Consider the following 19,836-nt stretch of genomic DNA (forward strand, 5'->3'; position numbering starts at 1 on the left):
TCGGTCATGGTCTCCAGGGCCCACGCGCGTGATGCGTTAGTTCTCAAGCAGGCTGCGCAACATCCAGGCGGTTTTTTCATGCACCTGGAGGCGTTGGGTCAAGAGGTCTGCACTGGGTTGATCATCGGCCGCATCAGCAAGGGCGAACACGCTGCGCGCTGTTCGTGCCACCGCTTCATGGCCGGCCACCAGCTCGCGCACCATGTCCAAGGCCGGAGGATGTTGCTCGGCTTCCGGGATGGAGGACAAGCCCGCCAGGGTGCTGCCGCCATGGGGGGCCATCAGGCCGAGGGCTCGGATCCGTTCGGCAATTTCATCCAGTGCGGTCCAAAGCTCGGTGTACTGCTCCATGAACATCAGGTGCAGCGTGTTGAACATCGGCCCGGTGACATTCCAGTGAAAACCGTGGGTTTTCCCGTACAGCACGTAGGTGTCCGCCAAAAGTCGCCCGAGTCCATCGGCGATGGTGTCGCGCTGCTCTTGGGAAAGACCAATGTCAATGTCCATGGCGTGGTGGGGAGAGTTGGACGGTTGGTTCAGGAATCAAGGCTCTGGATGTAATCCCGGACTTTGCTGCGTCGTTGGGGTTGTCGCAGCTTGAGCAGGGCGCGGGTTTCGATCTGACGAACGCGTTCCCTTGAAAGTTTCAGTTCTTCTCCGATCTGTGCCAGGGTCTGGGGAGTGTCGTCCTCCAAGCCGAAGCGCCTGCGCAGGACAGCAGCCTCCCGACTGGTGAGTTCATCGAGGAGATCCTCCAGATCGTTATGCAACTCGTCGTGGGTGAGGGTTTGCTCGGGGGTGGCATGGCCGTCCTCGATCAGATCTCCGAGCTGGGTGTCCTGATCGCGGCCGACGCGGGTGTCCAGAGACACTGAGCGGGGCACCCGGGCCAGGGTCTGGCGCACGGTGTCTTCACTGATCCCGAGCTCGCGCGCCAGATCCGCGATCGAGGCGATGCGCCCTTCGTTGCTCGCAATCTCCTGCTGGGCCCGTTTGATCCGGTTCAGTTTTTCAGTGACATGAACGGGCAAACGGATGGTGCGGCTCTGGGTGGCGATCGCCCGGGTGATCCCCTGACGGATCCACCAGTAGGCGTAGGTGCTGAACCGGAAACCGCGGGTGGGGTCGAACTTTTCCACGGCCCGCTCCAGCCCGAGCGTTCCTTCCTGGACCAGATCCAGGATTTCCATGCCGCGCTGTTGGTACTTCTTGGCCACCGCCACCACTAGGCGCAGGTTGGCCTGAATCATGTGATCTTTGGCCCGTCGACCGTTGCGGAGGGCCAGCTTCAGATCTTTGGCTTCAAGCTGGGCCTGTTTCGCCCAGGCCTGGTAGCCCAGGTCAATCCGCTGCTGCAACTCGGGTAAGGGCAGACCGGCCGCTCGGGCCCATTCCTGCTTGGTTGGCCAGTGGCTGTGCTGGTTGGCTTCGCGGCGTTGCAGTTCTTCGAGACGATGCAGTTCACCGATGGCGGCATCGCTTTCGGCCAGCTCCCGTTGCTGGAGCAGCAGGGCTTCGCGGCGTTGCACCAGACGGGCCAGGGTGACCTCCTCCTCATTGGTGAGCAGGTCGACCCGGCCGATGTCCTGGAGATAAAGCCGCAGCAGATCCGTCGTACCGCTGCTGCGGCGCTCACGGGTCCCCCCAGTCCGTCGGGGCTTGCTGGGCAAAAGCTGGCCTTGGTGAAGTCCAACTTCAGGGTTCCTCGCCGTTGACCGCGGTGCGACAAATGCGCTGATTCCCTTCGGGATCTGTTCAGCTCAGCTTCTGTGGTCAGTCCTCCTGGTCGGGCTCGACCCAGGTGCTGGCCACATGCAGTTCCTCCAGCTGCTTGTCGGCCACGCCCCCTGGAGCATTGGTCATCAGGCAGCGGGCCTGCTGGGTCTTGGGGAAGGCAATGGTGTCGCGGATGGATTCCTCGCCGGCCAGCAGCATCACCATTCGGTCCACACCGAAGGCCAGGCCGCCGTGGGGAGGTGCGCCTACATCGAGAGCGTCCATCAGGAAGCCGAATTGCTCCTGGGCGTCCTCGAGGGGCAAGCCAACCGTCTGCAACACCTGGCGCTGCAAAGCGGAGTCATGGATGCGCAGGGAGCCGCCGCCGAGCTCAAGGCCATTGAGCACAAGGTCGTAGGCCTGGGCCCTGGCTCCTGGCAGGGTGTCGCCCCATTTCGACGCATCACTGCCGAGATCCTCGGCGTTGGGAGCGCAGAAGGGGTGGTGCAGGGCCTCGTAACGGTTCTCGTCGCTGTTGAACTCGAACATCGGGAAGTCCACCACCCAGAGGAAGTTCCACTGGTCGTTGTCCCGGTCGGTCTTGACCATGCCCAGCTCCTTGGCCAGGTATTGGCGCACCCGGTCGAGGGCTTTGTTCACCGTGGCGGTGTCGCCGGCGCCGAACAGCAGCAAGGTGCCGGGTTCCGCGCCGGTGCGGCTGAGCAGTTCCTGCTTCTGCTCATCGCTGAGGTTGTCCTTGATGGCGCCGATCGTGTCGATCTCACCGCTATCGCGCACGCGGATGAAGGCCAGGCCACCGGCACCGGCTTTCTGGGCTTCGCTGAACACATCTCCGCCGGGTTTGATCCGTACGTTGCTCACCGCGTCGTTGCCACCGGGGACAGCGATGCACTTCACTGCGCCGCCGGACCTCACGGCACCGCTGAACACTTTGAAGCCCATGTCCTTGACGATGTCGCTCACGTTGGTGAGCTCCATGCCGTAGCGGGTGTCGGGCCGGTCGGTTCCGTACCGCTCCATGGCGTCATGCCAGGTCATGCGGGGGAAGGGCCGCGGCAGTTCGATGCCCTTTACGGCCTTCCATATGGCGCAAATCAGGGATTCGTTCAGCTCCAGGATCTGCTCCTGATCCATGAAGCTCATCTCGATGTCCAGCTGGGTGAATTCCGGCTGGCGGTCGGCGCGCAGGTCTTCGTCGCGGAAACAGCGGGCCACCTGGTAGTAGCGCTCGATGCCGCCCACCATCAGCAGCTGCTTGAACAACTGGGGGGACTGGGGCAAGGCAAACCACTCGCCGCCGCAGACCCGGCTGGGCAGCACGTAGTCGCGGGCACCTTCCGGTGTGGAGCGAGTCAGCACTGGGGTTTCCACTTCGATGAAGCCGGCGTCCTCCAGGAAGCGACGGGCGGCCTGGATGGTTTGGGCCCGCATCCGCAGGTTGTCGTTCATGCGCTTGCGGCGCAGATCCAAATAGCGATGGCGCAGCCGCAGCTCTTCGCGGGTGTTCTCCTCGTCGTGCACCGATACGGGGAAGGGCAGGTTGCCCTTCACGCTGTTCAGCACGGTGATGCCGCTCGCGAGCACTTCCACGGCACCCGTGGCCAGCTTGTCGTTCAACGATTCGCCAGGCCGGGGCCGCACTTTTCCCTCAACTTGCAGCACGGTTTCGCTGCGCAAATGCTCGGCGACGGCGAAGGCTTCGGCGCCCAGATCCGGATCCACCGTGATCTGCACCGTGCCGCTGCGGTCCCGCAGGTCGATGAAAATCACCCCACCGTGATCACGGCGTCGATCAACCCAGCCGCACAGTTGCACCTGCTGATCGATGTTCTGTTCGCGCAGGTCGCCGCAACCGTTGCTGCGCATGGGATGTCTCAACTGGAGAAGTGCGAGTTTCCCACAGCAGCGGTGAGCCTCAGGCTCGTTTGTAGAAGGGCTTGCGAACGACCGTTGCCGGTTGGGCCTTGCCGCGGATCTCCACGCTCAGTTCGGTGCCGAGCTTGGCAAGGGATTTGGGCACGTAGGCCAGGGCGATCGCTTCTTCCAGGGTGGGGGACCAGGTGCCGCTGGTGACGATGCCGACTGTCTCCCCGTTGTGCACGACGGAATAGTCGTGGCGGGCGATGGCGCGGCCCTGCAGCTTGAGCCCCACCAGGCGTTTGGCAGGGCCGGATTCCGCCACCTGCTCCAGTGCCTGTCGGCCGACAAAATCCACGGGCATTTCCAGGTGCACGAGCCAACCCAATCCCGCCTCGAAGGGGTTGGTTGCGTCGTTCATGTCCTGGCCGTAAAGGTGCATGGCGGCCTCCAGCCGCAAGGTGTCCCGCGCCCCCAGGCCGCAGGGGGTGACACCGCGATCGAGCAAAAGCTGCCAGAGCTTTTGTCCGTCGTTGGCGTTGAGCAGCAGCTCGGCACCGTCTTCGCCGGTGTAGCCCGTGCGAGCACTGAACACCGGTTGGCTCAGACCTTTGAGGTTGAGCATCCGGTGGCCGAAGCGGGGCAAGCCGCTGAGCTCTTCGCCGCTCAGCTCCTGAAGCACCCCCATGGCCTCAGGGCCTTGCAGAGCGAGCAGCACGCCGTCCTTTTTGATGTCGGTCACCGTCAGGCCAGCGGGCTCCATCTGTTCACGGATCCAGGCGGTGTCGCTGTCGGCGCAGGCGGCATTGATCACCAGCACCAGCGCACCCCGTTCGGCATCGATGGCACCGCAGTCGTAAACGATCAGGTCGTCGCGGATGCCGCCACGCTCGTTCAGCAGAACGGAGTAGCAGGCTTCGCCTGGACCGATCCGGTGCAGGTCGCTGGGGATCAGACGTTGCAGCGCATCCTTGGGATTGGCGCCTTCGAGGCGCAGCACACCCATGTGGGAGATGTCGAACATTCCGACCCGTTCGCGAACGGCCTTGTGTTCTTGGATCAGGCCGCTGAACTGAACCGGCATCTCCCAGCCGGCAAACGGCACCATGCGGCCCCCGGCGCTGCGGCAGGACTCGAACAGGGGAGTGCGCTGCAGAGACATAGGGGCGGCGGATGGGAAGCGCATTCTTATGGAGGGCTTCACGATCCGGAAGGGAACCCGGAAATTTGCCTCTTTCCATGGTCCGTTTCGCAGACCGTCACTAGCTTGAGCCCGTTCTCGGGGCACTTGTTTGGCCACCAGCTCCTGCTGTCGCAGTTGTCAGTACTGCACCCTGCCGGCAGGTGCGAAGGGGTGGTGCCGACTGCGCCGGTTGGAGGTGCATGCCGAACTGGCGGATCTGATGGTCTGTCACCACTGGACCCCCCGTTCTCCCAAGCTTCCGGCTCTGCACAGCAGCGGCGTTGGTGAGCGTCAGCTGGAACTGGATCGCAGCCTGACGTGAGTCTGGATCCATTCATGGCTCTGCCATTGTTGATGGCCTCCACCGGATGATCGCGGGATACTGCAGCCAACCAACGTTGTTGCCTTGTCCGCCTCAGCTCCGCTGACTCCTCTGGAACTCATCCAGGAACAGCCTGAGGTGGATCGCCTGACCCTTCCCACCGGCACAACCTTGTTCAGTGCCGGCGAGCCGGTGCAGTTCATCCATGTGATTGAACGGGGATGGGTGGAACTGAGCAGCGGTCCGTTGAACCGCATCCGCTTTGGTCCCAGTGAGTTGTTTTTCTACGAGGATCTAATTGATCCCAGCGAGTGTCACAGCCGTGATGCCACAGCGGTGACGCCCGTTTCCCTGTTCCGCTTGAGCCGCACTAATTTTTTGACGCTCATCCATCGGCACCCAACGATGGTGCTGCAATTGCTCAGCAAACAGCACAACCGTTTGCGGCAGCAGCGCATTGATGCACGTCACTTCTATTAATCGGCACCCAGGAGGAGGAGCAGGCTGCGGGTCACCTTGGCGGCCAGCACGGAGCTGATACCACTGGTGTCGAGTTGTGGGGCTAGTTCCACCACATCGGCCGCCACCAGGTGATGCTCCCGGAGCACCTCGATCAGGCTGGCGAAATCAGACCAGTGGTAACCACCGGGTTCAGGGGTGCCCGTACCCGGCAGAACTGAGGGGTCAAACCAGTCCAGGTCGACGGTGAGATAGACGGGTTTTCCCTTCAAGGGAGCGAGGGCCTGTTGAAGGGCATCGATGCTGGGCATCAACCGGCAGCTCTCCTGCAGTTCGGTGAATTCCTCCCGCGTGCCACTGCGGATCGCGAGTTGAAACAGCGTCTGGCTGGGAAGAATCTCCAAACAGCGGCGCATGGCGCAGGCATGGCTGTGGCGGGCCCCCAGCCAGCAGTCCCTGAGATCGGCATGGGCATCCAGCTGCACCAGCACCAGCTCGGGGTGGCGTTGTGCCACGGCCTCCACGGCACCGGAGCTGATCGAATGCTCTCCGCCCAGCATCAGGGGCCTCAGACCCAGACTGAGCACGGCTTCGGTCGCCTGCTTCACCTTTGTGAGAACGGGCTCAGGGTTGCCGAAGGGAATCTCAACGGCACCGAGATCAGCAAAGTCAAGATCCTCCAGATCCAGGTCGAGTTGCGGGCAATAGGTCTCCAGCCCAGCACTTACCTCTCGAATGGCGGCGGGGCCGAAGCGCGTGCCAGGCCGAAAAGAGGTGGTTCCGTCGTACGGCACACCAAAGAGGCCAACACGGCAGTCGGCAGGGTTGCGCCGGGAGCCCATAAAAATGGTCCCGTCGCTGTCGAACAGCCCATTCGGCGGATGGATCGTCATGACTGCAACTCCCGTTCGATGAAGGCGGGGATGGCGTCCATGGCTCCCCGCTGCCAGCGCGGTGACCAGATCTCGCAGCCTGGGGCAATGGCCTTGCTGCGCTCGGGATCTGCAGTGCGGTAGCGGGGTGTTCCCATTGCGGCGAAGGTCCAGCTCCACCAGCCGCTGGGATACATCGGCACCCAGCCATAGAGCGGGTCGGCGTGGTCAAATACCTCGCGCAACAGACGCACCATGGCGATGTGGACATTGCGGAAGGCTTCGGGAGATTCGCTCTGCGTGCCGAACACGCCCCCGGGCTTGAGCAGACGTCGGCAGTTCTCGAAGAAGGCGCGGTTGAACAGGCCTTCGGCCGGTCCTGTGGGGTCAGAGCCATCCACCAAGACAACGTCGTAGCTCTGTTCTTCGGCTTCGGCGGCCCAGGCGATGCCATCTCCCACAGTGAGCTGGAACCGCGGATCGGACCAGGCGGATCCACCGATGTCGGGGAGGTGCTCCCGGCTGAGCTCCACCACCCGGCCGTCAATTTCCACCATGTCCAGCCGCTGGACGTCTGGGTGGCGCAGGCATTCCCGCGCGGTGCCGCCGTCTCCACCGCCGATCACAAGGATCCGTTCGATCGAGCTGGCACTGCACAGCGCTGGGTGCACCAAGGCCTCGTGGTAGTGGCGTTCCTGCTGTTCCGCCGTCATCCAGCAGCCATCCAGCAGCAGTCCTCGCCCGTAGCGCTCACTGCGAATCACGCTGATCCGCTGGAACCGACTGGTCTCCTCGACCAGCACCTCTCCCTTCAATCCATAGCGGACGCCGCGGTGCTCTTCGTCAATCCAGTTGCTCATGGGGTGATGAGGCATCTATCCAGCTAAGGACCCAGGGGGCCTGTTTCCAAACACCAGATGTAGTGCCTTTGGGATTGACGAACACAAAATATGGCAGTTAAATGTGCTTGGTTGGGGAGCTGCTATGGAAGAGGGCAGCTCCAGAGCCATTCGGCGTGAGGTCAAATCAGTCGCGTTCTTCCTCTCGAACGGACGTTCGGCCGATGCGGAGATTGCGCCCACCCTGTAGGAGGCATCCTGTTGTTCTTGACCCAGGAGATGGCTGGTGCAATACCTGGTGGTGAATGAGCTGTTGACCATTCCGTCCGGGGATTTGCGTTGGCGGTTCAGCCGTTCATCCGGTCCCGGCGGGCAGGGGGTCAACACCACCGATTCCCGCGTGGAGTTGCTGCTGGACGTGGCGAATTGCTCCTGTTTGGGTCCATTTCGTCGCGCCCGACTTCTGGAACATTTCCAGCCCCGGTTGGTGGAAGGCTGTTTGCGGGTTGTGGTCGCTGAAGAACGCTCCCAATGGCAGAACCGTCAGAAGGCACTGCAGCGCATGGGGGAGCTGCTGCGGGAGGGCTTACAGCCACCGCCTCGTTCCCGCAAAGCCACTCGGCCTAGACGCGGTGCGGTGAAGCGGCGTTTGGATACGAAGAAAAAGCGTGGGGACCTCAAGCGTCAACGGCGCAGCCGGCCATCCCTGGACGATTAATTGGATCCAGAGGTGGAGGAGTGTTCCGCTCGGATCGCCGCTTTGGCCTGTTTCCAGAGGGCTTCCAATTCGTTGATGCTGCGGCCCTGCAAATCCCCTTTCAGGGCGGCTTCAACGCGGGAGAAACGGTCGAGGAAGCGTTGATTCGTGCCGGCGAGGCCCTCCTCGGGTTCGATGCTGCACCAACGGGCCACATTCACCAGGGTGAACAGCAGATCGCCCAGTTCCTCCTGGGCATGGCTTTTGTCGCCGCTGGCCACCGCCTCCTTGAGTTCGTCCAGCTCCTCATGGACCTTCTCCCAGACGCCGGCCATGTCATCCCACTCGAAGCCGGCTTTGGCTGCTCTTTTTGAGATGGTCATCGCTCCAGCCAGGGCCGGCAGCCCGCGCACCTTGGTTTTGAGCCTGTCGCTCAGTGGACTGGTGGAGCCAGCCAGGGCCTCCGCCTGCTCCTCCAGCTTGATGGCGTCCCAGCTGCGTCGAACGTCGTCACTTGTCTTGGCTTCGGCGTCCCCGAACACATGGGGGTGACGGCGGATCAGCTTGTTGCTGATGCCATCGGCGATCGCATTGAGATCAAACCGTTGCTCCTCTCCAGCGATCTGGGCGTGCAGCACCACCTGCAGCAGAAGGTCGCCGAGTTCTTCCTTGAGGTGCTGGTCATCGCCCTGACGGATGGCATCAGCCACCTCGTGGGCTTCCTCCAACACGTAGGGCACCAGGGATGCATGGGTCTGTTCCAGGTCCCATGGACAACCCGTTGCTGGGTTCCTGAGTTGTGCCACGACATCGACCAGTCGCTGCACTGCAGCAGAAGGAGCGTTGGCCATGCCTGGGCAACAACAGGGGCAATGCCCACCTTCTCATCGCTGTCGTTTCTTCGACCATTCCTGGGGCCAGGGGTCGCCATCGAGGATCAGGTGGATCCATGCACTGCCCTCCAAACCCACAAGCAGAGCGATGAACTCCTGTGGGTGCTGACGCATCAGTTGCTGGAGCGTCGTCAGCAGCATCGCTGGTGAGAGTGCTGGAACCGCCATGCTCACGATCAGGCACCAAGTGAGCAGCACCGCCAGGCGCGCGGTTGTTCCCAGCAGCGGGCCATGGGACCAGAGCGAGCGATGGGGAATCACCAGGCGGTAGGGCCACCAGAGAAAGCCGAGGGCTCCCCAGCGCCGCAGCGCATTGGAGCGGGTATCCAGGTCTGGGGACAGCCATAAACCGCCAGCTAGGCAGCTGGCGGCGGTGATCAAGGCTGCAGCCCATCCCAGCACCAAGCCAACAGCGATGCCGAGCGGGAGGCTCAGGACCCAGATGCTCTGGTCGTGGCGGCGACCCGTTGCCAAGTCTTCGGGGCTGTCGTGCGCCCCCAAGCTGACGTGTTAAGGCAGAATCTGCCCGGTGGGGCGATTAGCTCAGCGGTAGAGCACCTCCCTTACAAGGAGATTGTCACTGGTTCGATCCCAGTATCGCCCATCTCTCCAAATCCCACTCCACGACTGGTGTCTTTGCTTCAGGCAGGGAGGCCATTTTTCTTGGTTGTTATCTAGCGTGCTCCAAATAGATCTATCGTTAATTGGGTCCAAAAGCTCGCTGTACCAGCGTCTTTCACGAGTTGATCAGTCATTCCGTGTGCCACCGCAACAGAGACAGCGAAGCAAGTCGAAAACCTTCAGGAAATGATCCTGGCTGGGCAGTCCAACACTCGTTGTCTCGCTTTCATGAGACAAACGTGGGGGGTCTTCAGAGCACAGGGGTATCGGCTGATCAAACGGGTGTGGGCCCAGATCAAGGACGACATCAATAAGAGCGGCATCGATGGGCAGGAGCTGCTGTCGTGGTCAATTCAGACACTCATGGCCGCGGCTGGACAGGCGATGCAGCAGAAGAACCCTGGCACTTTGGTGGCATGTATTCGCTAACTCGATCAAATGACTGGCACCGGACAAACTCTCACTGCGGCCATGGCATTCAAAGGCTTACTTAATGAGCTATTAGGTTCTCGAACCGCAGATGTATGGATTTTCTGGGGTTTCATCCCTAAAAAAGGATGGTGAGGTCGATCTAAATAACCGATCAGTTATATCTGCTGCATCGCAACGCTGAACATGTCCATTCGTCTGCTGGATTCACCAGGTGAAAAGCAGGAGCTACCGCTGAAATTCAGCTTTTGCAGGTTACAATGCTGTAGTCATCAATCCGAACATAGTTTTGGATAAGCAAAAATCAAAAAAAAGAAACAAACTGCTTTTCTGGAAAAATGCTGATGAAGTGGAGCAGTCTTCGGCACCAAAGAAGAAAGATATCCAAAAAAAACAGGTTGACGACAACACCTATCCTTTTTTCTGATGCAATACTTTCTGATGCAATATAATTGCCCTGTTAGAAATATTGTTGATATATTAAATCCCTCAAATAAAGACCATTCCGACGGAATACATACTGTTTCTGTTTACAATGGCAAAGATTCCAGGTTAACGTCAATAGATCAATTTAAAAAATATGCAATTACGTTGGGGTCATCTGTAGCGGCAGGCTCCTCAATTCCAAAAACACTTAGCCTCCAATCTTGCCTTGCAAGCAAATTTGATCATCCTTTTATTAATCTTGCATATGGTGGATCGACAATATCAGGAGATCAGCAATATTTTTCAAGATTATATAGCTCTTTTTTGACACTTAAGCCTGAATTTATATATTGGCATGCGGGATTCAATGAACTATTTTATTTATTTCAAGAGAATGAATATTCTAGGCTTTTTGGGCCATCAAGGCAAAGACTTACCATTGAAAATAACCCTGATGTGGCGGATGATTTTGACATTAATTCTTACACTAATTTGCTTGTTCGAACTGGATTAAAAGACTATACAGAGGGCCTGGCAAAGGAGATTGCCGAAAAATTCCCTATTGATTTAAATGAAGTATATGAAAAAATCTCTAATACGAGAGATCCTCAAATAATTGTTGATCGGGTTATGCCTATCGTCAATAATATTGACTTCTTTGAAACCAGTGTTCGTGATAGTGTTCAAAAAACTTCTAGCCATGCCAAGATTAAGTCATTTATTTACGATATTGCAGAAACAGTTTCGAACTCTACAAGGGTTGTCGGGCAATTGGCTCATTCACTTGACACAAATCTCATTTTTCAGTTTCAAAATATATTTCAGCCGAGTTCCTTCTTGAATTCAGATGACTCTTCCATAGACTCTATTTGTAAGTCAATGTTAGGGATATATAAGCCATGGATGTTAAAGGACTACGATCCAGCAAACTCATTACGGTGCCTTCTCTTAAGACTGACACGATTACAGCTGATATCTGTTTATTATCCATTTCTTCAACAATACGTACTATCATCACAAAGCAATAAAATAACCATGCATTCGTCTGATCTTATTGATCGCTCTACAAATATTTCATGGAGAGATGAAGTTCATCCTAATATTGATTCCCAGAATGACCTTGCAAGTTATATATTTCATCTAATCAAGAGTAATTAATGGATATGGGTACGAATAAGATCAGATTTTTTATTGGAATATCGTGCTTCTATCATGACAGTGGCGTATCTATCATTGATGAAGATCAAAACGTATTATTTGCCCAGGGTGAAGAGCGGGTAACACGTTTAAAGCATGACAAAAATTTTCCTGATTTGTCCATTCGCGAGGGTTTAAAATATATTTTATCTAAATTTAGAGACTCTAGATCGCAAATTGTCTTTCACGTCATATATTATGAAAACCCTAATCAAAAGTTTCGGCGTATATTGAAGTCAACGAAGTATTTTGGATCTGTTGACAAGGCATTAAAATTAGCATTTAGCTATGAGCTTAGATCTAAAAGAAAAGTAAAAAAATTGTTTGATTCTCATTTTCAAGTTATTGCGGATGAGCTTAGAGATGAATATAGGTTTATCGATGTATCATTCAAGCAGACTATCTTTTCGAGGCATCATTTAAGTCATGCACTTTCTTCTCACCACTTTGCATCAGTAAGTGAATCAGTTTCTATCGTTATCGATGGCGTAGGTGAAAATATTTCAGCTTCAATATGGAAGATTGACGATAATAACCACCATTTGCAATGGCAATTATCTTATCCTCACTCCATTGGTCTTTTATACGCTACGTTTACAAGCTATTTAGGATTTAAGGTTAATTCAGGCGAGTACAAGCTTATGGGATTGGCTCCATATGGTCGGCCACAATTTAAAGACCTTCTTAGGAAGCATATTTTCAAAGATGATAGAGCAGAAAGTTTGAAATTAAACTTGTCAATGTTTAATTTTTCTGGCTTTTCAAAGTTATACACCAAGAAGCTATCCAATATTCTTCCTTTTCGTCCAATTAAAAATGAAGATTTTTTCTGTGATCAAAATATTGCCGACTTGGCCTCATCAATCCAATCAATAACCGAGGATATAGTTGTTGATCTATTCGATCTCGCAATAAAATTAAATCCTAATTCCGTGCATTTTTGTTATTCGGGAGGGGTTGCTTTAAATTGTAAGGCCAATGAGAAAATATGGAATAAATGTTTTAAGTCAAGTAATCGTTTTTTTAATGTTATGCCTGCTGCGGGTGATTGTGGGGCGTCGTTGGGGGCGGCATTTTATGGTTTACGGGCACATCAAAATCAGCGACTTCTTGCCAAAAAGACTGGCTCACTGACTAGTCCTTTATCAAAAGACTTATCACCCACTCCTTTTTTGGGTTCATCTTTCAAAGTATCAAGAGAATTTATTGATCAGATAAGCAAAAGTGGTGAAATCGAATTAATTGAAACTAGTGGCCTTGATGATGCCTTATCGATCGTAGCCAGTGAGATCATTAAGGGTAAGGTAGTTGGTTTTTATCAGGGCAAAGCTGAGTTTGGACCTAGAGCACTTGGAAATAGAAGCATCCTTGCTTCTCCGCTTGGGGCTTCCACCCAGCGAAGAGTAAATTTGAAGATTAAGTATAGGGAAGATTTCAGGCCTTTTGCTCCTGTAACTACGCCGGAAGATTTTCATACATATTTTGATGGAGCTATGAATCCATATATGCTTATTACTGCTAGAGCCAAGTCTTCTATAGGGATATTGCCAGAAGAGTGTTATGAAACACCAGTAGATATCTCCTCGTATCCATTGCCGGCGGTCACTCACTTGGATGGTTCGGCAAGAGTTCAAGTTGTTTCTCAAGGCTTTAATCCATCACTGTATAAATTGCTCCGCAAGCTCGGGCAATATGGGCACCCTCCTGTTCTTTTGAATACTTCCTTCAATGTTAGAGGAGAGCCAGTGGTTCACACTCCAAGTGACGCAGTTGATTGCTTCTTAGATACTCAAATGGATTACTTATTCTTGGATGGATCACTCTTTAGAAAAAACTTATACCGTGAAAAGCCGCAGAGATCGTTTCGACCCGACTAAATTTTTTATCTATGAATGGTGATCTCGCGTAGATGCTTTTTGCGGGCTTTGTGGAGTCAGCTGTCAAGGTATTCAAAATGATTTTGTGACCAGTAGGGGTCGTCGTTGTCCGAATCTTCATCGCGATCTGGGTCCGCCGCTTCAGCTTCCGGATTGTCCAGTTCTTGCCGTTCGCGGCCTTGATTGGTCGCCCGCATTGCTGCTTCCCAGGGCTGTGCGCTGCGGCTCATTTCGGTGGTTTACTCCAAATCCGTGGGCGTGCTCCAAAAAGTGCATTAACAGTTCCTGACGCGCAGCGACAGGGCGGATCACGCTTGTGGCTCAATACTTTTGATGTCTCTTCAGGTCAGGTTACTGGCCAGTGATTTCGATCTCTGATCGTTTGGGCTGTATGGTTCGATTTTCTCCTTTAAAAGGAGATTGTCACTGGTTCGATCCCAGTATCGCCCATCTCAAAACCCGGTGCTGCACTGGGTTTCGTTGGTTTTTTGCTTCAGCTCGCCAACGCTCGTTCACCTGGGCCATCGCTTCCTGTCTGGGCGCCGAACTCTCCGCGTAGGACGCCCTCTGCTCTCCGCATCATTTTGAGGCAGGTCTCCCTGTCAGCAGCGGCGTAGGCAGCGTCCATGCATTTCACGTACTGCTCCTCTGGGGTCACAAGTCGTTTGCCGTTGGGTGGAGTATCGATCCAATCCAATTGGCTTGCCGTAGCTGCAATTACTCATCCGCTTGGCGGGGACAGGCAAGTGTGCAAAGGTGGGGCAACGCCAAAGAGCCTTGCTGAAGGCCCACTGCGCGAGAACCGATAACTCGTTTCCATGAACCGAAGATCCAGCACTCCCCCGAGGGAGTGGCGCAAAGCTGGCAGCAATGCCAGCCGAATCGACCTCAGTGGCTATGCCTCATCGCAGCATCGCCGTTTTCTTAAAGCGGAAGCAGAGCAGAGCGCAAGGGAGCCAAGACATCCCTGACAACGCCCTTGCCAGCAGGGGGGTCAAGCCCCACTCAGCCGTTGCTGCCGTCATCCATGCCGCGTCGGATCAGGCTTTGCGTTAGCCAGAGCAGACCGATGAAACCGGCGGTGACAATCAACAGGGTCAAGGTTCAGGCTGTGGTGTGGATGTTGCGACGTTGAACGGCTTGTCACCAGATCATCATTGGAAGACAGGCCTTGTAGGCATTTGGTGATGCAGTTGTTCTTGGCGCTTGTGGTCCCCGTGGTTCTGCTTGTGGGGCTCACTGCGCTGCTTGCGACGGGCAAGTTGTCGTTTTCTCGCAACGCTGCTTGGTTGTTGGAACGCCAAAGCAGCATTTGGATGACTGGAATCGTGGCCCTTGCTGCCGCTGCGGCGGTGCTTGCCCTGCAGCGCTAGGCCGTCTTGCTGAGATGCCTCCACATGCTTGACCCATCCCGCTAAGGACGGGTGGGATGGGTCAGGCTTGTTATCAGGCGGTTGTGATCAGCGGCTGGTGGAACGCTTGCGCACCACCCTGGGGGTTTCTCGCTCGGTTTTGGCTTCCGTTTCAGTCACCGTCTTGTCTTCGCCGGCCGCTTCTCCCTGCCCGGGCTCGTCGTCGGGTTCCTGCGCCTCAATCACCCCAAGCACCATCGCGGCTTCCAGCTGATCGCTCATGTCACCGATGGTGAGCAGAGCTTTCAGGACCAGCTGGGCGCGAGGCGCTTTGGGCAGACCGGGGCGGAGCTTCTTGGTGGTGTTCCACAGCTCCAGGGCCACTTCCTTCAGCAGTTCCTTGTCAGCAGCCATTCGATTCGAACGTGAATCGCACCATTCTCGTCATCGGGGGGTTGTCCCCCTCCCGAATCAGAAGCAGAAGGGCAGGAATTGGGTGCGGCAGGCGGCGTAACCATCCACCAGGGGACCCAGCCCAATCTGGTGAACGATGCCGGCACCGGTGAGCCCCTCGGTGATGATTCCGATCACGATGCCGAGCATGGCGGCACGGCCGTTGAAGCGTTCGGCCTTTTTGAGCTGCTCCATGTGGATGTCGCGGGCGGCGACGCCTTGGAACCAAGAATCGTTGGCCTGTGGGGATTTCATCGAACTCAAACTGTTGTTACAAAGCTTAATCCGAAAAATCAGTTTTTCAGCAGTAGGCGTTCCCCTGGTGTTGGATCGGTCCAGCGGCAGCTGGCCGGCAGCTGGGCTCCTGTGCTGGCTACCGACCCTTTCATTTGCAGGGCCCGACTCAGGGCGCCGCCAAAGCGCACGTCGCCGCCGGAGGTGCTGGCGAGCACCGTGCTCGGTTGGAAGCGTTCCACCAGTTGCGGCACCACCGAACAGCCTTTGACAAACGCTCCAAGCGTGGGCAGCCCCAGATCCACCATCGGCGTGATCACCGCATCCAGCGGTTGCGGCTCCAGCGCTGGATCGAGAAAGCCATGGGGTTCTAGATAAAGCGAACCGGCCGGATGCTCGAGTAGATAGCCGTTTTCCACCATCGGCACCGGTGCACCAGCACTGGCGCGCACCTGTAGCCCCTGGTGGATGGTGCTCTCTCCTGGAGAGAGGTCCTTCACGTTGGTGAAGCCCAAGCGTTCCACCACCCGTGCTGCGGCCACCGAGCCAATGACGGGGAGGTCCTTGGGCAGCAACACCAAGGTTTCCGGATGGGCGTGGTCCGCGAGCCCCTGGGTGAGCAACAGCAGGTTCAGCTTTTCGGGCACTTTGCGCTCGCAGGGCAGCTCCCCTTTCAGCAGCCATTCACCCGGGGGGAAACTCAGGCTGCCGCGCAGCCAGGGATCCACCAGAACGCGGAGATCATCGAATTCGAGTAACCAGCCATTGGCTCCGTAGTAGGTGGTGGCCAGGGTCATGACGGACTTTGCTGCCGCTCGCGGCAGTCGCTGCAGAGACCGAAGAATTCAAGCGTGTGAAACAGGAGATCGAAGCCTTTGCGCCCGTCCTCGGGCACCTCCAGGTCGTGAATTGGGCAGTGGTCGAGCGCTTGGGTCTTGCCGCAATCGACGCAGGTGAGGTGGTGGCGATCCCGCTCCAGCGGCGCGTAGAGCGCTTCTCCATTGGGCAGGTGGCGGCAGCGCACTAGCCCCCGTTGCTGCAGTTGCCGCAGATTGCGATACACCGTGGCCAGTCCCATGGCTTGGGAGGGCTCCAGGCTGCGGTGCAGTTGCTGACCGCTCATCTCATCACCACTGGCCTGGAGGCTCGCCAACAACACCTTTTGGCGGGCATTGATCTGGGTTGAAGGGCGAGTGGCCATGGTTTTAAAGGGCAACCAACCAGCGGCCACTCAAGCTGACCATGAGCAACACCATGCTGCCCGTGACCCAGGCCCGGCGGTCGAGATCCAGCAATCGGCGGCTCAAAATCGCAGCACCAACCCATCCAATCCCTACCACCATGGTTTGGCAGAAGCCGATCACATGGGTGTCGGCGGACCAGTGCGGCCAACCTTGCGGCAAGACGGTGCCCGCTTCGGCCATGCCGATTGGCAGATGGCGTGCCAGGAGAAGGGCCCAGAGCAGTGGCAATCCGGCGTACAGCCAACGCCGGTTGAGCCACAAACCAGCGGCTGCTGGTAGGGCAAGGGCCAGCGCAGCAAAGCTGAGCCTGGCCAGGAGGGGACCTTCATGCAATGAGGACGGTGCAAGGGGCAGCCATCCCAGCAGACGTTGCCAGTGGTGCAGGCATATGCCTCCAGCCAGCACCAGGATCAGGCCCCGCTCTCCGTCCGGGGCCTGCATGGTGCGTTGCAGATCAGCGGCTGGCGGCCGCAATCGCAACTGCACGGAGCGGTTGGGACAGGCTTGGGTGCAGGTCATGCAGAGCACGCAGTTGCGGTTGTCGCTGAGGTGGGCGGGATGGGTGCCCAGGGGACAGCCTTCGCTGGCCAGTCCCTCGCCGTCGGCGGGTCCACCCTTGAAGCAGGCGTAACTGCTGCAGCTGCCACTGCAGGTGCCGGCTTCGGCGCGGAGTTCAAGGATCGAGAGCTTGGCGAACAGTCCGTTCATGCCCCCGACGGGACAGAGGTAACGGCACCAGAAGCGTTTTTCAAACACCGTTGAACCGATCACGGCGCCAGCTGTGATGAGCAACAGCAGACAGCTGCTCAGCCAGGCGGTGTTCTCGAGGTTCCAGACCTCTTCCCACAGGAGAATCGCGGCAAAACCGGCGGCGAGCAAAGGAGCCCCCCAGCGGTCTGTGTCCCCATGGGGCCAGCTTTTCTTGTGCCATGGGGTCAGCTTTTGGGCGATCTGTCCCCAGACCATGAAGGGGCAGATGGCGCACCAGAGGCGGCCCACTAGCGGGTAACTCAGCAGGATCAACGGCCACCACCAGGCCCAGAACAGGGTCAGCATCGGATTGGCTGCGCGGTCTTGCGGGCCAAGCCAGAGCGCCAGGTTCACGGCCACGAACAGCCAGCTCACTAGGCCGAACAGCAGCGTGTTCCAGAGCGCCGGTGCGCGCATCCAATCCCGCAGCTGTGGCTTCCAGCGCCAGATGTCAAAACGGGCCCGCCGTTTTTTTTCTTCGGTCCAGAAGACCTCTTCAGGGAGGAGTGGTGGCAGCTCGCCCTGGCTTTGCTGACGTGCTTGACGCAGGGCGCGATCAACCATTGCTTCGAGTTCGCGCAGGTTGTTGGCGAAATCGTGGTTCTGAAGCCGTCGCACCACGCTGTCCGGCAGGGCTGGTGGTTGGCCCCAGCCAAGGCCAGGGCTCTGCAGCCTCAGCCGGTAACGCAGCCAATCCCCCAGGTCGGTTCGGCGCACCCGTAAGGGAGGGACGCGGATGGTTCGCACCTGGCCGTCGAGAGCCGGGATGGCAGCTTCGCTGGTGAACAGCACGCGTCCTTGGAACCCTGGCGCTTCGCCACGGGCCATCGCGATCAAGCGCTGTTGGACCGCATCGTCGACGCGGTCCATGCCGCTCATCAGCAGGGTGCTGGATCCGAGCTCATCAAGCAGGTTGAGGCCGCTGCCCTGCAGATCACTGGCCTCCATTCGCACCAGCAGACGGCGCCGATCCGCTGATCCGTAGTGCACCAGGGCGGCGAGATTGTCTTTTTCCAGGCCAGGTTCGCCGCTGATCAGCACCGGTTGGCGTTGCGGGTCTCTGGCGGCCTCCAGCACCTCAGTGCGCAGCCGTTGGGCGTAGCGACTGGATCCCACCACACCGCGTCGGGCCCGTCCCAGAACGAAGGGAGCCAGCCGCTGCAATCCAGCGCTGGATTCAGCCACCGATCAGCTGCTCGCTCAAGCTCCAGAGCCGCTGCCGTGCGGTGGGTTGGCTTGCTGCTGGGGCAACTCGGCAGAGCGTCGGTGCACCCCGCAATCCGCCGAACTGTTCAGGGCCGTAGTGCTCGCCACCCTGCGCCGTTGCAGCGGTGGCGGCATGCAGTTGCGGCAGAGCACCCATGCTGGCGCTTTGAAACAAGGGATCCATCAGCCGATAGGCCAGGGCCTCGAAGCGGTTGCCGACGCTGGCGATCGCGGTGGGTTGGAGTTCCGTGCGCGCGACGCCGGGATGGGCTGCAAGGGAGCGGATGGGGCTGTCCTGCTCGCGCAGGCGTGCATCCAGCTCGAGCGCAAACATCACGTTGGCGAGTTTGCTTTGGCCATAGGCCCCATAGCGGTCGTAGCCCTTGCTCCAACTTGGGTCATCCCAGCGGATCTTGCCGAAGTACTGCGCCCCGGAGGTCACCGTCACCACGCGGGGATCGGGCCGGTTCTGCAGCAGCGGCAGCAGGGCCTGGGTCAGGGCCATATGCCCCAGGTGATTCACCCCGAACTGCAGTTCATGCCCCTGGGCGGTGGTGCGGCGCGGCGGTGCCATCACACCTGCGTTGTTGATCAGCAGGTCAAGGCAGCCGTAGCGCTCGCCAACCATGGTCGCCGCCCTTTGCACGCTGGTCAGGTCCGCCAGATCCAGGTCCACCAGATCAACCGCTCCCCCGTTCCGGTCTTGCAGCAAATCCTGTTTGGCCGTCTCGGCTTTGCGGGGACTGCGGCACGCCAGCACCACAGTGGCCCCGCAGCGTTTCAAGGCGCGCGCGGTTTCCAGGCCCAAACCGCTGTTGGCCCCAGTGATCAGGGCAATGCGCCCTTGCTGGTTCGGGATGTCAGCCGCGGACCAACCCATCGCGTTATGTGAGCCGGGGCTCAGTCCTCAGGGAAGAGCAGCTCGGCCAGTTCATCGGCGTCCACGTCGTAGACGCGGGCCAGGCTGGTTTCGATGGCGCTTGTCACTTCGCCGGGCAGGAAGCGCATCGAGTTGAGGGCGTCCTCGGCGATGTCATCGGTGAGCAGCTTTTCGTCGCTGTCCAGTTTTTCGTCGTTGATCACCGCCATCACCCAGCTCTGGTAGGCGTAGACCAGATCGGAGAACTCGAGTTCGGGATCGTTCAGGTCCAGGGCCATGGTGCGAATAGCCAGTCGCCCCAGTCTGAC

At 57.7% G+C, this 19,836-nt stretch carries 24 protein-coding genes and 2 tRNA genes; 10 read left to right on the forward strand and 16 right to left on the reverse strand.

Translation table 11 applies throughout. The features are described 5' to 3' along the window. Nucleotides 1-36: 36 nt before the first annotated feature. The 4 genes from Q3Y53_RS02260 to gcvT form a co-directional block, all read right to left on the reverse strand. Nucleotides 37-507, reverse strand: coding sequence for a Dps family protein (locus Q3Y53_RS02260; RefSeq protein WP_226424624.1), 471 nt, complete (start codon nucleotides 505-507; stop codon nucleotides 37-39). A 29-nt stretch (nucleotides 508-536) separates the two neighbouring features. Beyond that, complete coding sequence (locus Q3Y53_RS02265; protein ID WP_226424623.1) at nucleotides 537-1,670, reverse strand: RpoD/SigA family RNA polymerase sigma factor; 1,134 nt, start codon at nucleotides 1,668-1,670, stop codon at nucleotides 537-539. A 103-nt stretch (nucleotides 1,671-1,773) separates the two neighbouring features. Then, on the reverse strand, nucleotides 1,774-3,603 hold the full coding sequence (gene aspS, locus Q3Y53_RS02270; protein ID WP_303532343.1) for an aspartate--tRNA ligase: 1,830 nt from the start codon (nucleotides 3,601-3,603) through the stop codon (nucleotides 1,774-1,776). Nucleotides 3,604-3,652: 49 nt separating this feature from the next. Next, nucleotides 3,653-4,756, reverse strand: coding sequence for a glycine cleavage system aminomethyltransferase GcvT (gene gcvT, locus Q3Y53_RS02275; RefSeq protein WP_303532345.1), 1,104 nt, complete (start codon nucleotides 4,754-4,756; stop codon nucleotides 3,653-3,655). A gap of 130 nt (nucleotides 4,757-4,886) precedes the next feature. Between gcvT and Q3Y53_RS02280 the strand changes: the two genes are divergently transcribed. Together Q3Y53_RS02280 and Q3Y53_RS02285 are read left to right on the forward strand one after the other, a co-directional pair. After that, the gene (locus tag Q3Y53_RS02280; protein WP_226424620.1) at nucleotides 4,887-5,099 is read left to right on the forward strand and encodes a hypothetical protein; all 213 of its coding nucleotides are present in this window, start codon (nucleotides 4,887-4,889) and stop codon (nucleotides 5,097-5,099) included. An 84-nt stretch (nucleotides 5,100-5,183) separates the two neighbouring features. Further along, nucleotides 5,184-5,579 (forward strand): Crp/Fnr family transcriptional regulator, encoded by a 396-nt coding sequence (locus tag Q3Y53_RS02285; protein ID WP_303532348.1) that lies wholly within the window; start codon nucleotides 5,184-5,186, stop codon nucleotides 5,577-5,579. Here Q3Y53_RS02285 and speB read toward each other — a convergent pair. Both speB and speE read right to left on the reverse strand, forming a co-directional pair. Continuing rightward, nucleotides 5,576-6,451, reverse strand: a complete 876-nt coding sequence (gene speB / locus Q3Y53_RS02290) for an agmatinase (RefSeq protein ID WP_303532351.1) — start codon at nucleotides 6,449-6,451, stop codon at nucleotides 5,576-5,578. The genes Q3Y53_RS02285 and speB overlap by 4 nt on opposite strands. After that, nucleotides 6,448-7,290 carry a polyamine aminopropyltransferase gene (gene speE / locus Q3Y53_RS02295; protein WP_303532353.1) on the reverse strand — a complete coding sequence of 281 codons (843 nt, stop codon included), beginning with the start codon at nucleotides 7,288-7,290 and terminating at the stop codon, nucleotides 6,448-6,450. Before speE ends, speB begins: the two co-directional genes overlap by 4 nt. Nucleotides 7,291-7,555: 265 nt before the next feature. Between speE and arfB the strand changes: the two genes are divergently transcribed. Further along, entirely contained in the window at nucleotides 7,556-7,987 is a 432-nt protein-coding gene (gene arfB, locus Q3Y53_RS02300) for an alternative ribosome rescue aminoacyl-tRNA hydrolase ArfB (RefSeq protein WP_303532355.1), read from the forward strand. On the opposite strand, the gene mazG is transcribed toward arfB, so the two are convergent. Both mazG and Q3Y53_RS02310 read right to left on the reverse strand, forming a co-directional pair. Next, complete coding sequence (gene mazG, locus Q3Y53_RS02305; protein WP_303532356.1) at nucleotides 7,984-8,817, reverse strand: nucleoside triphosphate pyrophosphohydrolase; 834 nt, start codon at nucleotides 8,815-8,817, stop codon at nucleotides 7,984-7,986. The two genes, arfB and mazG, sit on opposite strands and share 4 nt — an antisense overlap. 33 nt (nucleotides 8,818-8,850) lie before the next feature. Next, nucleotides 8,851-9,333 (reverse strand): metal-binding protein, encoded by a 483-nt coding sequence (locus tag Q3Y53_RS02310; RefSeq protein WP_303532358.1) that lies wholly within the window; start codon nucleotides 9,331-9,333, stop codon nucleotides 8,851-8,853. 58 nt (nucleotides 9,334-9,391) lie between these two features. Here Q3Y53_RS02310 and Q3Y53_RS02315 point away from each other — a divergent pair. The 5 genes from Q3Y53_RS02315 to Q3Y53_RS02335 all read left to right on the forward strand — a co-directional run bounded on the left by Q3Y53_RS02315 (nucleotide 9,392) and on the right by Q3Y53_RS02335 (nucleotide 13,409). Beyond that, nucleotides 9,392-9,463: transfer RNA gene (locus Q3Y53_RS02315), tRNA-Val, on the forward strand. A 245-nt stretch (nucleotides 9,464-9,708) separates the two neighbouring features. Beyond that, on the forward strand, nucleotides 9,709-9,909 hold the full coding sequence (locus Q3Y53_RS02320) for a hypothetical protein (protein ID WP_368506429.1): 201 nt from the start codon (nucleotides 9,709-9,711) through the stop codon (nucleotides 9,907-9,909). Between the two features lie 289 nt (nucleotides 9,910-10,198). Beyond that, entirely contained in the window at nucleotides 10,199-10,336 is a 138-nt protein-coding gene (locus Q3Y53_RS02325; RefSeq protein WP_303532359.1) for a hypothetical protein, read from the forward strand. Continuing rightward, the gene (locus Q3Y53_RS02330) at nucleotides 10,336-11,493 is read left to right on the forward strand and encodes a hypothetical protein (protein WP_303532360.1); all 1,158 of its coding nucleotides are present in this window, start codon (nucleotides 10,336-10,338) and stop codon (nucleotides 11,491-11,493) included. The genes Q3Y53_RS02325 and Q3Y53_RS02330 overlap by 1 nt, the downstream gene beginning before the upstream one ends. Before the next feature lie 5 nt (nucleotides 11,494-11,498). Then, on the forward strand, nucleotides 11,499-13,409 hold the full coding sequence (locus Q3Y53_RS02335; protein ID WP_303532362.1) for a carbamoyltransferase C-terminal domain-containing protein: 1,911 nt from the start codon (nucleotides 11,499-11,501) through the stop codon (nucleotides 13,407-13,409). A 56-nt stretch (nucleotides 13,410-13,465) separates the two neighbouring features. Here the strand turns inward: Q3Y53_RS02335 and Q3Y53_RS02340 are convergent, their stop codons facing one another. Continuing rightward, entirely contained in the window at nucleotides 13,466-13,639 is a 174-nt protein-coding gene (locus tag Q3Y53_RS02340) for a hypothetical protein (RefSeq protein ID WP_303532365.1), read from the reverse strand. 153 nt (nucleotides 13,640-13,792) lie between these two features. On the opposite strand from Q3Y53_RS02340, the gene Q3Y53_RS02345 reads away from it, so the two are divergent. After that, nucleotides 13,793-13,860 (forward strand) — tRNA-Ser (locus Q3Y53_RS02345). 736 nt (nucleotides 13,861-14,596) lie between these two features. Then, on the forward strand, nucleotides 14,597-14,782 hold the full coding sequence (locus tag Q3Y53_RS02350) for a hypothetical protein (RefSeq protein ID WP_303532368.1): 186 nt from the start codon (nucleotides 14,597-14,599) through the stop codon (nucleotides 14,780-14,782). 87 nt (nucleotides 14,783-14,869) lie between these two features. Here the strand turns inward: Q3Y53_RS02350 and Q3Y53_RS02355 are convergent, their stop codons facing one another. The 7 genes from Q3Y53_RS02355 to Q3Y53_RS02385 are packed head-to-tail and all read right to left on the reverse strand — an operon-like array spanning nucleotide 14,870 to nucleotide 19,806. Continuing rightward, complete coding sequence (locus Q3Y53_RS02355; RefSeq protein WP_303532371.1) at nucleotides 14,870-15,175, reverse strand: TIGR03894 family protein; 306 nt, start codon at nucleotides 15,173-15,175, stop codon at nucleotides 14,870-14,872. A 57-nt stretch (nucleotides 15,176-15,232) separates the two neighbouring features. Beyond that, nucleotides 15,233-15,469 carry a chlorophyll a/b-binding protein gene (locus tag Q3Y53_RS02360; protein WP_186494091.1) on the reverse strand — a complete coding sequence of 79 codons (237 nt, stop codon included), beginning with the start codon at nucleotides 15,467-15,469 and terminating at the stop codon, nucleotides 15,233-15,235. A 38-nt stretch (nucleotides 15,470-15,507) separates the two neighbouring features. After that, nucleotides 15,508-16,245, reverse strand: a complete 738-nt coding sequence (locus Q3Y53_RS02365; protein WP_303532376.1) for an MBL fold metallo-hydrolase — start codon at nucleotides 16,243-16,245, stop codon at nucleotides 15,508-15,510. Then, nucleotides 16,242-16,649, reverse strand: a complete 408-nt coding sequence (locus Q3Y53_RS02370) for a transcriptional repressor (RefSeq protein WP_303532377.1) — start codon at nucleotides 16,647-16,649, stop codon at nucleotides 16,242-16,244. Before Q3Y53_RS02370 ends, Q3Y53_RS02365 begins: the two co-directional genes overlap by 4 nt. A gap of 4 nt (nucleotides 16,650-16,653) precedes the next feature. Beyond that, nucleotides 16,654-18,627 (reverse strand): 4Fe-4S binding protein, encoded by a 1,974-nt coding sequence (locus Q3Y53_RS02375; protein ID WP_303532378.1) that lies wholly within the window; start codon nucleotides 18,625-18,627, stop codon nucleotides 16,654-16,656. Further along, nucleotides 18,620-19,528 carry an oxidoreductase gene (locus Q3Y53_RS02380; RefSeq protein WP_303532381.1) on the reverse strand — a complete coding sequence of 303 codons (909 nt, stop codon included), beginning with the start codon at nucleotides 19,526-19,528 and terminating at the stop codon, nucleotides 18,620-18,622. The genes Q3Y53_RS02375 and Q3Y53_RS02380 overlap by 8 nt, the downstream gene beginning before the upstream one ends. 20 nt (nucleotides 19,529-19,548) lie before the next feature. Next, nucleotides 19,549-19,806, reverse strand: coding sequence for a hypothetical protein (locus tag Q3Y53_RS02385; RefSeq protein ID WP_226424606.1), 258 nt, complete (start codon nucleotides 19,804-19,806; stop codon nucleotides 19,549-19,551). Nucleotides 19,807-19,836: the final 30 nt, after the last annotated feature.

It is taken from the genome of Synechococcus sp. YX-04-1 (assembly GCF_030546365.1).
GTDB lineage: Bacteria > Cyanobacteriota > Cyanobacteriia > PCC-6307 > Cyanobiaceae > Parasynechococcus.

What these genes read in the sequence shown, in the direction of transcription:
- Q3Y53_RS02260 (WP_226424624.1), bottom strand. Translation starts at nt 507, where the DNA reads ATGGACATTGACATTGGTCTTTCCCAAGAGCAGCGCGACACCATCGCC.
- aspS (WP_303532343.1), bottom strand. Translation starts at nt 3,603, where the DNA reads ATGCGCAGCAACGGTTGCGGCGACCTGCGCGAACAGAACATCGATCAG.
- gcvT (WP_303532345.1), bottom strand. Translation starts at nt 4,756, where the DNA reads ATGTCTCTGCAGCGCACTCCCCTGTTCGAGTCCTGCCGCAGCGCCGGG.
- speB (WP_303532351.1), bottom strand. Translation starts at nt 6,451, where the DNA reads ATGACGATCCATCCGCCGAATGGGCTGTTCGACAGCGACGGGACCATT.
- speE (WP_303532353.1), bottom strand. Translation starts at nt 7,290, where the DNA reads ATGAGCAACTGGATTGACGAAGAGCACCGCGGCGTCCGCTATGGATTG.
- mazG (WP_303532356.1), bottom strand. Translation starts at nt 8,817, where the DNA reads ATGGCCAACGCTCCTTCTGCTGCAGTGCAGCGACTGGTCGATGTCGTG.
- Q3Y53_RS02320 (WP_368506429.1), top strand. Translation starts at nt 9,709, where the DNA reads ATGAGACAAACGTGGGGGGTCTTCAGAGCACAGGGGTATCGGCTGATC.
- Q3Y53_RS02330 (WP_303532360.1), top strand. Translation starts at nt 10,336, where the DNA reads ATGCAATACTTTCTGATGCAATATAATTGCCCTGTTAGAAATATTGTT.
- Q3Y53_RS02335 (WP_303532362.1), top strand. Translation starts at nt 11,499, where the DNA reads ATGGGTACGAATAAGATCAGATTTTTTATTGGAATATCGTGCTTCTAT.
- Q3Y53_RS02340 (WP_303532365.1), bottom strand. Translation starts at nt 13,639, where the DNA reads ATGAGCCGCAGCGCACAGCCCTGGGAAGCAGCAATGCGGGCGACCAAT.
- Q3Y53_RS02350 (WP_303532368.1), top strand. Translation starts at nt 14,597, where the DNA reads ATGCAGTTGTTCTTGGCGCTTGTGGTCCCCGTGGTTCTGCTTGTGGGG.
- Q3Y53_RS02355 (WP_303532371.1), bottom strand. Translation starts at nt 15,175, where the DNA reads ATGGCTGCTGACAAGGAACTGCTGAAGGAAGTGGCCCTGGAGCTGTGG.
- Q3Y53_RS02360 (WP_186494091.1), bottom strand. Translation starts at nt 15,469, where the DNA reads ATGAAATCCCCACAGGCCAACGATTCTTGGTTCCAAGGCGTCGCCGCC.
- Q3Y53_RS02365 (WP_303532376.1), bottom strand. Translation starts at nt 16,245, where the DNA reads ATGACCCTGGCCACCACCTACTACGGAGCCAATGGCTGGTTACTCGAA.
- Q3Y53_RS02370 (WP_303532377.1), bottom strand. Translation starts at nt 16,649, where the DNA reads ATGGCCACTCGCCCTTCAACCCAGATCAATGCCCGCCAAAAGGTGTTG.
- Q3Y53_RS02380 (WP_303532381.1), bottom strand. Translation starts at nt 19,528, where the DNA reads ATGGGTTGGTCCGCGGCTGACATCCCGAACCAGCAAGGGCGCATTGCC.
- Q3Y53_RS02385 (WP_226424606.1), bottom strand. Translation starts at nt 19,806, where the DNA reads ATGGCCCTGGACCTGAACGATCCCGAACTCGAGTTCTCCGATCTGGTC.